The 13362-nt window shown below is 30.4% G+C and carries 9 protein-coding genes; 8 read left to right on the top strand and 1 reads right to left on the bottom strand.

The annotated features are described in order from the left end of the window. Positions 1 to 50: 50 nt before the first annotated feature. The gene (locus MKD34_RS00940; RefSeq protein ID WP_240219285.1) at positions 51 to 3146 is read left to right on the top strand and encodes a DEAD/DEAH box helicase; all 3096 of its coding nucleotides are present in this window, start codon (positions 51 to 53) and stop codon (positions 3144 to 3146) included. Between the two features lie 28 nt (positions 3147 to 3174). Here the strand turns inward: MKD34_RS00940 and MKD34_RS00945 are convergent, their stop codons facing one another. After that, entirely contained in the window at positions 3175 to 3927 is a 753-nt protein-coding gene (locus MKD34_RS00945) for a phosphatase PAP2 family protein (RefSeq protein WP_240219286.1), read from the bottom strand. 185 nt (positions 3928 to 4112) lie between these two features. On the opposite strand from MKD34_RS00945, the gene MKD34_RS00950 reads away from it, so the two are divergent. From MKD34_RS00950 to MKD34_RS00980, 7 genes are all read left to right on the top strand, one after another. After that, on the top strand, positions 4113 to 4808 hold the full coding sequence (locus MKD34_RS00950) for a GntR family transcriptional regulator (protein WP_240219287.1): 696 nt from the start codon (positions 4113 to 4115) through the stop codon (positions 4806 to 4808). A gap of 99 nt (positions 4809 to 4907) precedes the next feature. Then, a complete protein-coding gene (locus tag MKD34_RS00955; RefSeq protein WP_240219288.1) occupies positions 4908 to 5552 on the top strand; it encodes a FadR/GntR family transcriptional regulator in 645 nt (214 codons plus the stop codon). Positions 5553 to 5596: 44 nt separating this feature from the next. Beyond that, the gene (locus tag MKD34_RS00960) at positions 5597 to 6781 is read left to right on the top strand and encodes a CynX/NimT family MFS transporter (protein ID WP_240219289.1); all 1185 of its coding nucleotides are present in this window, start codon (positions 5597 to 5599) and stop codon (positions 6779 to 6781) included. 181 nt (positions 6782 to 6962) lie between these two features. After that, on the top strand, positions 6963 to 9035 hold the full coding sequence (locus MKD34_RS00965) for an exo-alpha-sialidase (protein ID WP_240219290.1): 2073 nt from the start codon (positions 6963 to 6965) through the stop codon (positions 9033 to 9035). A gap of 192 nt (positions 9036 to 9227) precedes the next feature. Beyond that, complete coding sequence (uxaC, locus tag MKD34_RS00970) at positions 9228 to 10631, top strand: glucuronate isomerase (RefSeq protein ID WP_240219291.1); 1404 nt, start codon at positions 9228 to 9230, stop codon at positions 10629 to 10631. A 27-nt stretch (positions 10632 to 10658) separates the two neighbouring features. Further along, the gene (gene uxuA / locus MKD34_RS00975) at positions 10659 to 11705 is read left to right on the top strand and encodes a mannonate dehydratase (protein ID WP_240219292.1); all 1047 of its coding nucleotides are present in this window, start codon (positions 10659 to 10661) and stop codon (positions 11703 to 11705) included. Between the two features lie 26 nt (positions 11706 to 11731). Then, positions 11732 to 13336: a mannitol dehydrogenase family protein gene (locus MKD34_RS00980; RefSeq protein WP_240219293.1), complete on the top strand. Its 1605-nt coding sequence runs from the start codon at positions 11732 to 11734 to the stop codon at positions 13334 to 13336. The last annotated feature ends 26 nt before the right edge of the window (positions 13337 to 13362 follow it).

The raw sequence follows: 13362 nt of genomic DNA on the forward strand, positions 1-13362 counted from the left end.
AAGAGCCCACCATATAATATAAAATAAAAGAAAAAAGTTGGAGGGTACAATTGGATTTTTTGAAAAGACTAGAAAATGAAGTTGGATATACAATTTATAGTCGTGGGAAAGACTATTACAATAGAGGCAAAGCTGGGAACTTCAAACTTTATGGTGTAGAAAAGGAGTATTACGGAGAGGGAGTTCGTAATCTTGAGGGAATAGTTAAGGGAAGCAACTATTTAAACTATAAAACTGAAGTTATTTTTAGCAGTGATGAAGTTTTAGATTTTAATTGTAGCTGTATGTATTTTAGAGAGAATACAAAACCTTGTAAACACATTGTGGCTGTTGCTATGGCAGCTTATAACCTTGTGTTGAAAAAAGAAAAAGCGGAAAAAGTAGCCATAGATATCCATCTAGATTTTTTAAAAAATCCAATGGGTGAGAAAAAAAATCTAATATTTTTAAAAATCACCCCTAAAATTGAAAACATAAGGGGATATATAGATTTTAAATTGGATATAGAGATTGTAACAAAAGACAAAAACTATAAACTGACAAATAAACTATCTAAGTTTTTAAAAGCTTATGGTCTTACATCTTTTGACTTTGGAAAGTCTTATGAGTATAATCCTGCAACAGATTATTTTCAAGGGTGGGAGAAAAAGTTTTTAGATTTTCTAAAAGAGTATGAGGGGATATTAGAAAAAAATTACTATGGAGAGTTTAATCTTTCAACTATATTAAGCAATAAGTTTAGCTTTGATAGACTTATAGATATTCTAGTTGAGGGAGATCAGATAACTTTAAAAAGTGGTAGTTTAAAAGAGATTTTAGAGATAGATGTAAAAAATTCAGGTAGTGATATTGAACTAGCTTTTAAAAATATATCTAATTTTATTCAAAGAGGAGAGAGAACACTGCTTCACTTAGATAATGGAACTCCAGTATTTTATAGAGTTTCAAGTGATGATATAGAGATTTATAAAAAAATTCGTCAAAAAACTAGTAGAAGTGAAACTATGGTAATTAGTGAAAGTAATCTTCCTGTAGTTATGAACTCTATTCAGAAAATGGCAAAATTAGAGTTATCTGAGGATATAAAAAAGAGGGTTTATACACCTAAAAAGACAGAGGATAAAATCTATATAGACTCATATAACACCTATGGATTAAAGGTTTATACGAAAAGATTCTATGATGGGGTGTATGAGGGAGATTTAGATGGAGTTATAATTTTAAGTGACCAACTTGAAGGATATTCACTTTATAAAGATGTTTTAAAAGATTATAAAAATAACTTTGAAAATGGAGCTTATCACATTACAAATGTTGAAAGTATATATAAGTTTGTAGTAGAGGGAATACCAGAGTTAGAGAGATACTATGAGATGTATTACTCTGAGGAGTTTAAAAATAAAAATTATACCACTGCTAGTTATCGTGTAGAAACAAAGGTTACTGATATTTTAGATATCAGTTTTAATATAGATGGAATAGATAAGGATGAAGTAGTTAGATTTTTAACTGCAGTTCGTGAAAAGAAAAAATACTATCTTTTAAAAAATGGTGGAATTATTGATATAGGAGATAGTTCTGAATTAGCTGAATTAAATGACCTTTTAGATATTTCAGAAGCTAGTAAAAAAGAGATTGAGGCTGGAGTTATATCAAGAGCTAAAAACTATAGTTACTTTTTAAGTTCAACTTTAAAAAAGATAAAAAATCTGGTTTTAGATGAAAATTTTAAAGAGATGGAAAATAATCTAAAATCTATTACTAGTAAAGAGGAAGAAGCCTCTATTAAAAAGAGTTTTCCTATTCTAAGAGATTATCAACTCTATGGAGTTCAGTGGTTAAATACTCTTAAAAAACTAGGTCTTGGAGGAATCTTAGCTGATGATATGGGACTTGGAAAAACACTGCAAACTATAGTGTATTTAGCAATGGAAAAAAGAGAGTTACCAAGTATAGTTATAGCTCCTAAATCACTAGTTTATAACTGGAAAAGTGAGTTTGAAAGATTTGCTCCGGGTATAGTAGTTAAAATGTGTGTAGGAGTAAAGTGGGAAAGAGAAGAGGCTATTAAAAATCTAAAAAGTGGTGAGGTTTTAATAACTACTTATGGAGTATTAAAAAATGATTTAGATCTATATGAAAAGATGCCATTTAAAGAGGGGTTTGCTAATATAATTATAGATGAAGCACAGAACATAAAAAATATTTTAGGGAAAACTTCTAGTGCTATAAAAGAGATAAAGGGTGAAACTAAAATAGCTCTTACAGGTACTCCTATTGAAAACAACATACTTGAGCTTTGGAGTATATTTGATTTTGCTTTTCCAGGGTATCTTGGAAAGCATACAACATTTAAAAAGAGATATTTAGATAATCTAAAAAGTTTAAAAAGTGTTGTGGGACCATTTATATTAAGACGTACAAAGAGTGAGGTTCTACAAGAACTTCCAGATAAAATTGAACAAGATGTTGTAGTTGAGTTAGGTGAAAAGCAAAGAAAGTTATATCTAGGGTATTTGGAAAAATATAAAAGAGAGGTTGAAGCTGTTGGTAGTGACGCTATAAAGATACTCTCTTGTTTAACAAGGCTTCGTCAGCTATGTAACCATCCAAAGCTATTTATTGAGGACTATAAAGGAGAGAGTGCAAAATTAGATGCTCTTTTAGAAATTCTTCAAGAGGCTAAAAGTGGAGGACATAGAGTGTTACTTTTCTCTCAATTTACAGAGATGTTAGGTATAATAAAAAATCATTTAAAAGATGATTACAATATTTTATATTTAGATGGAAAAACTAAGGTTGAAGAACGTTTAAACTTAGTTGAGAGGTTTAATAGTGGAGAGGGGGATATATTTGTAATCTCTCTTAAAGCTGGAGGAAGTGGACTAAATTTAACAGGTGCAGATACAGTTATACACTTTGATCCTTGGTGGAATCCATCTGTAGAGAATCAAGCTACAGATAGAGCTCATAGAATGGGACAAAAAAATGTGGTAAATGTATTTAGACTTATAACTAAGGGCACTATTGAGGAAAAGATAAATCTTATAAAAGATGAGAAATCTAAAGTTATTAGTGAAGTTTTAGATGGAGAGAAACGTGAACTTCTAAAGATGAATAGGGATGAGCTATTAAAGCTATTCTAATGGGATAAAAAAGCTAGGTATAAAATACCTAGCTTAAATCATTTAAAGAGGATGGATCAAGGCTGTCTCTATATTTTTTAGCAAGGAAAAGACCCAATAGTAAACTTGCTAAAACATCACTTAACCAGTGATACGACAGATAAACTCTTGAAAGAGCAACAAGGATTGGAATAATTGACCAAAATATCTTTATATGAATATTTTTATTCATCATAGCTAAGTAGAAGAAAGCACAAGAAGCTACCATAGTATGTCCTGATGGGAATGACATATAGTCTCCGTTATAAGGAACTCTTTTTTGTAGGACATCTGTGATAAAGTAAAAACCAAAATTATTCCACTCTTGGTAAGGTCGACTTCTCATAAAAACAGCCTTTAAAATAGTAGAAATTAAAGAACCAAACATCATGATTACAACAGCACTTAATATTAAAGTTTGAAGCTTTGTATTTTTCTTATATCTAAAATATAAGAAAGCAGGAAGTGCTATAAAAGCTAAGTAATTAGGTTCACCTAGACGTGTTATCACTTTAAAAATATCTGTTAGAGTTTCATTTAATGCAGGGTAGTTAGCAAGTAACCCTTGAGGATAACTACTAGAAATCATAAAAGCTACTTTTTTGTCTAAGAAGTTTATTATAAAAAGTAAAAATATAACGAAAACTATAAAAAGTATATACTGCATACGCTCTATTCTTAGGTTTAATTTAATAAGATCTCTTCTTTTTACTAAAATATAAATAATTAAACAGATTAAAAATATCGTACCTATATCTATCATTGAACCCTCCTAAAAAATTTGATTTTATACACCTCTGATACTCTCTAGAATACAAAAAAAAGAGTATGTTTCCTTTGTTATTTTATATAGAATACAATTGAGTAATTTTTTTAATTAGTATGACTAGTATACATTTATCTGAAATGCTGATATAATATATAAAAAGAGAGATAGGAGAGAAAAGGATGAGATTAGAAGGGGTAAATAAAAATTCTAAAGAAAATACAAGACAATACATCTATAGAGTTCTAAGAGAGAATATTATGAGTCTAAATTTAAAGCCAGGGGAATCAATTGGGGAGATTGAACTGAGCAAAATATTAAACGTTAGTAGAACACCACTTAGAGAGGCTATAGTTCAGTTAGTAGAGGAGAAGTTACTTCAAGTTTTTCCTCAAAGAGGGTCTTTTGTTTCTAAGATAGATTATAACTTAGTAGAAGAAGCTATATTTGTTAGAGAAACGTGTGAAGAGAGAATATTGAAAATGGCGATACAGGATAAAAATGTAGATGAATTAGTGATGAAACTAGAAAAAAATATAGAGTATCAAAAGATAATTCTAAATTTTGATGGGGATTTACATGAATTTTTTACATTGGATAATGAGTTTCACTATATTTTATTTGAGCACTATAATAAAAAAAATAGCTGGAAGGCTATAAAAAGATTATCAACTCATTACGATAGACTTAGACTTTTAGACGCTCTAGAGAAAACAAATATAGAAGCTACATTAAATCAACATATAAAAATTGTAGAGCTAATAAAAAATAAAGATGAAAAAAATATTGATACTCTAATAGAGAAGCATCTTTTAAACTATAAAGATGTAATTAAAAAATATGAAGCAAAATATCCTGAGTATTTTTGTAGTAAATAAATTGCTAAATAGATATACTTATGATATAATAAGTAAAACATACTTAAAAAGTATGTTTTCTTTTTACAAATTAAAAACGTAGGATGATAGGAGGACTAGATGAATATTATAAAAAACTCTTTACCAAAGCAGGTTTCTCAAGCTATAGAGGAGTTAATATTAAATGATACATATAAAATTGGAGATAAAATACCCACGGAACCAGAACTTATGGAGATGTTCAAAGTTAGTAGGAATAGTGTGAGAGAAGCTATTCAATCGCTTATTCAAGCAGGATTACTAGAAGCTAAACAAGGAAAGGGAACTTTTGTTATTGCTAAAAAAAGATTAGAAGTTGAGTTAATTAACTCTCTAATTAAAGTTGATAGTAAAGATATTTCAGAAGTGAGAAACTTTTTAGAAGAGAATATAGTAGTTTTAGCGATAAAGCACGCAACTGAAGAGGATTTAGATAGAATAGAGTTCAGTTTAAAAAATAGAAATAATAATTTAGATGAAGTGAAAGAGAATACAGAGGCAGATATAAACTTCCATATGTCAATAGCACAAGCTACTCACAATGTGTTACTAATAGATCTTTATCAATATATATCTAAATATTTTGTAACTTATATAGCTTCTAAAATTGAGAAAAAAGAGAGTGTTGAAGAGATAGATAAGCTGCATAAAGAGCTATTTTTATCTATAAAAAATAGAGATGAAATCTCCGCTAAAGAGATTGTAAAAAAGATAATATCTTTATAATTTTATATTACATGGCTAATGTACTGGAGAAAGGAAAATAAAAAATGAAAAAATCTGAAAAAATACTGTTAATCTTAGGAATAATGTTTCTATCTTTTAACTTAAGAGCACCAATTACAGCGGTGGGATCAATAGTAGATTTAATAAAAAATGAGTATTTATTATCAAGTAGTGGAGCTGGAATAATAACAGGACTTCCACTATTGGCTTTTGCTTTTATATCACCAATTATTCCAAAGATATCTAAAAAATATCCATATTCTAAGTTAATAATAATATCTTTAGTAGTTATTTTTATCGGAATTTATATTCGATCTTATACGAATATTCAAGGGTTATTTTTAGGAACACTTCTAATAGGAGTGGGAATATCAACGGGAAATGTACTTATTCCAAGTATAATTAAGCAGCATTTTGCAAATAGAGTTGGATTAGTTACAAGTTTATATATAGCTAGTATGTGTATATTTGCTGCTATAGGAGCTGGTGGAAGTTCTTTTCTAGCTAAAAATTTAGGTTGGAAAAATGCTTTAGGAGTTTGGGGAGCTTTAACTTTTTTTACAGTGATAATTTGGATGTCTCAAAAAAAAGTTCAGTTTAAAGAGGCACCTTCAACTTTAAAAAACGATTTAGATAAGGTGTTAGAGAAAGAGGAAGAAAGTATATGGAAACATAGATTGGCGTGGTGGGTTACATTTTTCATGGGACTTCAATCGTTGATATTCTATGCTTTAGTAGCTTGGTTACCATCAGTTGTTAGTTCAAAGGGCTTAGGAGATTCGTACCCAAGTACAATGGCTTTAGTTTTTCAATTGACAGCGATACCTGTAACATTAATAATTCCATCACTAGGAACTAAATTTAAAAAGCAGCAAGGTTTAGTTATCTTTATATGTATTTCATATGTTTTAGGAATGGGGCTATTGATACTTGCTAAAACTAAATTATTAGTTTTAATCTCAGTTATTCTAATGTCTTTAGGTATGGGAGGGTTAATTAGTTTATCAATAATCTTTATAACTCTTAGAACTTCAAACTCTTCTAAATCGAGTCAATTATCAGGTATGTCTCAATCAGCAGGGTATTTATTAGCAGCAACAGGACCATTAATTATAGGTTATCTTTATGATTTCTCACACAACTGGACACTTCCACTTATAGTTTTAATGATGATTACACTTATTACATGTATTTGTGGTTGGTTCGCAGGAGACAATAAAATAATATAAAAGGATAAGCACTTGAAGTATAGTTCAAAACACTATATTTTAAGTGCTTTTTGAAATCTAAAAGTTGTAAATAAAACAAAAATTGACAAATAAAAAAAAATAAAGTATATAAATATTACAAAAATTTTTTATTTTTCAAAAAAAATGTTCTCGCGAACAAAAATATGGGGGTATTGTTTTTATGAAAAAAATTTCAACAGCAGCAATTTTTTGCTCACTACTATTATCAACAACAACTTTATCAGATGGATACAATTCAGCTTTAGTACTTTTTAAAAACAAAACAGTAACAAGCAGCAATGGTTTTAGAATACCTGCTATTACAACAACAGCACAAGGTACAGTTATTGCAGTAACTGATATAAGATATGCAGGAACTTCAGGAAATACAGATATGCCTAGAAAAGTTGAATTAATGGTAAAAGTATCTAATGATGGAGGAGCGACATGGGGAGAGGGTGAAATACTAACAAGTCCTACAACGATTAATGGAAAAAATTATATAACAGATGCTTGTATAGTTAGTAATAAAGATACAGGAACTACATTTTTATTTGGATATCAAAACGATAAAGCAATAAATACAGCAGGTGGGGAGTTTGATTGGATTGTTTATAGTTCTAATGATGGTGGGAAGTCATGGGATAGTGGAAGTAGTATAAAAGAAATTTTACCAAAAGGGTTTGAGTATGCTTTACAAGGACCTGGAAATGGAATGTATTACAATGGAACTTTATATGTGCCTTATCAAGCTTGGAATAATAAGGGTGGTGAAGCACCAAAAGCTACTTCAGGATTTATATATAGTAAAGATAATGGAAAAACTTGGGAATCATCAGAGTTATTATCCAATGTCACATCTTTATTAACAAGTGAAAGTAGTGTTTTTCATCACAAAGGTAAAATATATTTAGCAGCCAAAAATGAAAGTAAGGATACAACAACTACAGAGGGAGAAAAGGCAAGAATAGTTTATTCTACATCTGATAATGGAAAAACTTGGGAAAAAGTAGAAGAGAATTTTCTTCCGGATAATATAGCTAAGGCTGAAACAAGTACTTTGTCTTTAAGTGAAGATGTATATTTAGTTGGATATGCCCTTCAAGGAAATAAACCGTGGGATAGAAATGATATATATTTAACTACAAATACAGGAAAGAGTATTAAGCTTTGGGAAGGAGATTCTTACGGGTATACTTCAACAGCTATGGATGATGATAATTTGTATGCTCTTTATGAAGGATCAAGCACAACTGGGGATGTAATGATGAGAAGGTTTGATATAGCAGCCAAAGAATATGCCAATGTAAATGCTCAAATAGTTAGAAGAGGTCATGATTTATTAAAAGATCAAGAGAAGTTATTTGCAACACATTCATATTTAAATGGAGCTTATGGAACAGATGATGAAAATAAAGTAGAGGGAATTTTACAACATAATAACTATAAATTAGGAGTGTTCCATAAAAAGGAAAAGAAAAATAATGAAGACGTATATAGAACTATAGAGTATACTTCTGAAGATACTATTTTAGTGTTATCTCAAAATGATGTTATAAAAAATAATGATAATATTTTTATAGGATATGAATATTCTAAAATAAAGTATATAAATGGAAGTAAAAATGATGTCAACTCATTTGTAGCTGGATATTCTCAAAAATATAAATTTCAAGACAAATTAACATATGATCTTGGAATTAATGGGATTTACAGTAATAATAAATTAAAAAGAAATGATAAAGAGGGACTTGGAAAAACTGCAGATTTTGATTCATACAGTTTTGGCCTAAGAAATAAATTATCAAAAGATGTAAGTATGGATAAAGTGGATTTGAAATTTTTAGGAGGATTGGATACTCAATATTTTGGACATGAAAAAATTAAAGAGAAAAATGGTAATGATTTTAATGATGCAACAGTATCTAAGAGCAATAATTTTTCAAATGAAGTATTTATAAATGCGATAGCATTAAAGGATATAACTATAAAAAATGGAGTTAAGACAAGTTTTGGATTAAACTTAGAATATAGAAACGAACTTATGGACGTGGATAAATGGAGTGATAAGTTTACAGTATTGGATGTTGAAAAGGAATATGCAACACCTGTTGAAGATAATAGAGGAGGAGTTGCATCAGCTGAAATATTTACAAATTTAGAGTTAAGTAATAAAGTTGAAATAGGAATTTCATATAAAAGAGATTCATTAGGAAAAGATAAAACTATGGGAAGATTAACTTATAAATTTTAAGAGTAGTTTAATATATAAATAAGAATTAAAAAGCACTTGAAGTATAGTTCAAAACACTATATTTTAAGTGCTTTTTGTTTAAAATAGAACAGTAGACTCTAAAAATAGAACAAAAAAATTTGTTGACAAATTGTAAAAGATTGGTTATCATACTTGCATACAACTAATACAAAAAGATTTGAAGGAGTTTCTATGAGAAAATTTATGGATTCAGATTTTTTATTAAAAAATGATGTAAGTAAAAAACTATATGAATACGCAGAGAAAATGCCAATATTCGATTATCACTGTCACCTTAATCCAAAGGAGATAGCTGAGAATAAAAGCTATGAAAATATAACACAGATTTGGCTTTATGGAGACCACTATAAGTGGAGAGCTATGAGATCAAATGGTGTAGATGAAAAGTATATTACAGGAGATGCAACTGACTATGAGAAGTTCTTAGCTTTTGCAGAAACTATGGAATACGCTTATGGAAACCCACTTTTCCACTGGTCTCACTTAGAGCTTAAGAGATTCTTTGGAATAGAAGAGGTATTAAATAGAAAGACTGCTGAGAGCATCTGGAACAGAGCTAATGAGCTTTTAAAAACAAGTGAGTTTACAGCTAAAAGACTTATTGAAAGATCAAATGTAAAAGCACTTTGTACAACAGATGATCCTGCTGATACATTAGAGTTCCACCAAGAGATTTTAAAAGATGAGAACTTTAAAGTAAAAGTTTTACCAACTTTCAGACCTGATAAAGCTATCTACTTAGAAAAAGATGATTACTTAATCTGGTTAGAGAAATTAGAAACTGTTTCAAATGAAAAGATAGACACTTTCAAAAAACTAGTAGATGTTTTAGAAGGTAGAGTACAGTTCTTCGTAGAAAATGGTTGTGTTGTAACTGACCACAGTTTAGAGGCACCTTTTTATAGAAGAGATACTGAGAACAAAATAGAGGCAATCTTCGCTAAGAGATTAGCAGGGGAGACTTTAACAAAAGAGGAAGCGGATACTTATAAAACTGAGATCTTCTTAGCTCTTGGAAAAATCTACTACAAAAATGATTTAGGAATGCAACTACATATGGGTGCTCTTAGAAATAATAACGAAAGAATGTTTAAAAAACTAGGTGCAGATGTTGGTTTTGATTCAATAGCAGATAATAACTACGGAGAGGTTTTATCAAAGTTATTAAACAGTTTAGATAAAGATGGAGAGCTTCCAAAAACAATTCTTTACTGTTTAAATCCAAAGGACAATGAAGTTCTTGGAACAATGATTGGTAACTTCCAAAATAGTGATACTCCAGGAAAGATTCAGTTTGGATCTGGATGGTGGTTTAACGACCAAAAGGATGGAATGATTCGTCAAATGACAGCTCTATCTCAACTGGGACTTTTAAGAAGATTTGTAGGAATGCTTACAGACTCTAGAAGTTTCCTATCTTACACAAGACACGAGTACTTCAGAAGAATACTTTGTAATCTAGTTGGAACTTGGGTAGAAGATGGAGAGGTTCCATATGATGAGGAGATTTTAAAAGCGATGATTGAAGAGATTTGCTTCATCAATGCAAAGAACTACTTTAAGTTAGAAATTTAATTAATATAGATATTTAAGGAGGAGAAAGTGAAATTATCATTTAGATGGTATGGAGAATCTGATCCAGTAAAACTGGAATATATAAAGCAGATTCCAACAATGGATAGTATTGTAACAGCTATATATGATGTTCCAGTTGGAGAAGTTTGGCCAATGGATAAAATATTAGCTTTAAAGGAGACAGTTGAAAAAGCTGGACTAAAATTTGATGTTATAGAGAGTGTACCAGTACACGAAGATATAAAATTAGGTATTGGAAAAAGAGATGAGTATATAGCAAACTACAAGCAGAACATAAAAAACTTAGGAGCTGCAGGAGTTAAAGTTATATGCTATAATTTCATGCCTGTATTTGACTGGACTAGATCACAGTTAGATAAAGAGTTAGAGGATGGTTCAACAGCACTTGTTTACTACAAGGACCAAGTTGATGCATTAGATCCATTAAACAGTAACCTATCACTACCAGGATGGGATTCAAGTTACACAAAAGAGCAATTAGCAGAGCTATTTGCAGGATATAAAAGTATAGGACAAGAGGGACTTTGGGCTAATTTAGAGTATTTCTTAAAAGAGATTATTCCAGTAGCTGAAGAGGCTGATGTAAAAATGGCTATTCACCCGGACGATCCACCTTGGCCAATCTTTGGACTTCCAAGAATCATAACATGTGAAGAAAATGTTGATAGATTCTTAAGTCTAGTTGATAGCAAGTACAATGGATTAACTCTTTGTACAGGATCATTAGGATGTGCTAACTTCAACAATATGGAGAAATTAGTAGATAAGTACAGTGCAATGGGAAGAATCCACTTTATGCACGTAAGAAACGTAAAACTTCTTGAGGATGGAGTAAGCTTTGAAGAGTCAGCTCACTACTCAGGGTGTGGATCATTAGATATAGTTAAGATTATGGCAGCACTTCATAAGAATAACTTTGATGGATATTTAAGACCAGATCACGGAAGAATGATTTGGGGAGAAACAGGAAAACCAGGATACGGATTATATGATAGAGCTTTAGGAGCAAGTTATATAACAGGAATTTGGGAGACTCTTTCTAAGTTAAAGTAACAGTTATTAACAAAAGGAGATTTGAGATGAAATTAAACTTAAAGGATATAAAAAACATAGATGGTTCATTAGGGGTAATAGTACCAAAATATGATATTGAAACGGTAAAAGAGGAAACTTTAAAAACTCCAAAGTGGTTACACTTTGGTGCTGGAAATATCTTTAGAGCATACATGGGGAAAGTACAACAAGTTTTAATTGAAAAAAATCTAGAGAATACAGGGATTATTGTAGCAGAGAGCTTTGATACTGAGATCATTGATAAAGCTTACACACCATTTGATAACTTAACTATCTTAACGACGTTAAATAAAAATGGAGATTTCCAAAATGAGATTATTGGTAGTATCGTTGAGTCGATAAAAGCTACTGATGAGAACTTCAATACTTTAGAGGAGATTGTAAAAAAAGATTCACTTCAGATGATCAGTTTTACAATAACTGAAAAAGGATATAACTTAAAGGATCCTTCTGGAAACTACTTTGGAGTTATATTAGAGGATTTCAAAAACGGATTTACTTCTCCAAAGCATGTAATGGCTTTAATTACAAAACTACTTTACTCAAGATTTAAAACTAATGGAACACCAATAAGTTTAGTAAGTATGGATAACTGTTCTGGAAACGGGGATAAAATAAAGGCAGCTGTTTTAGAGATAGCTACTGCTTGGAACACTAATGGATATGTTGAAGATGAGTTCTTAACATATTTAAAAGATGAGTCTAAAGTATCTTACCCTGTGACTATGATTGATAAAATCACTCCTAGACCAGCTGAAGAGGTAAAAATCTCTTTAGAGAAGTTAGGATTTGAGGATATGGCACCAGTTATCACAAATAGAAACAGCTTTGTGGCTCCTTTTGTTAACGCTGAAATACCAGAGTACTTTATAGTTGAGGATAAATTCCCTAATGGAAGACCAAACTTAGAGGCAGCTGGGGTATTTTTAACAGATAGAGAAACTGTTGAAAAAACAGAAAAAATGAAAGTAACTACATGTTTAAATCCACTACATACAACACTTGCAATATTTGGATGTATCTTAAATAAGAAATCAATTTATGATGCTGCAAGCGATGAGGATTTAAATAGATTAATAAAAGAGGTTGGTTATAACGAGGCTTTAAAAGTTGTTGAAAGTCCAAAGATAATCGATCCAAAGGCCTTTATAGATGAGGTTATAGATGAGAGATTCTTAAATCCATATATCCCAGATCAACCAGAAAGAATAGCTACAGATACATCTCAAAAGATAGCTATCAGATTTGGAGAGACTATTAAGTCGTATATGGCTGATGAGAATTTAGACGTTAAATCATTAAAATACATTCCACTAGTTTTAGCAGGGTGGTTTAGATACCTTTTAGGAGTGGATGATAAGGGATTAGAGAGATCAATTAGTAATGACCCAATGTTAGAGATGCTTAAGGGAGAGTTAGCAGGTATAGAGTTTGGAAAACCTGAGAGCTACAAAGGGCAACTTAAAACTGTGCTTACAAATGATAGAATCTTTGGAGTTAACTTAGAAGAAGTTGGTCTTTCAGAATTAATAGAAAATTATTTTGTAGAAATGTTATCTGGGGAGGATGCAGTTAGAAATACTTTACATAAATATTTAGAAGCAAAATAAAAAATTAAAATTTATGGGGAGCAAAA

This window comes from Cetobacterium somerae (assembly GCF_022430525.1).
In the GTDB taxonomy this organism is placed as follows: Bacteria; Fusobacteriota; Fusobacteriia; order Fusobacteriales; family Fusobacteriaceae; genus Cetobacterium_A.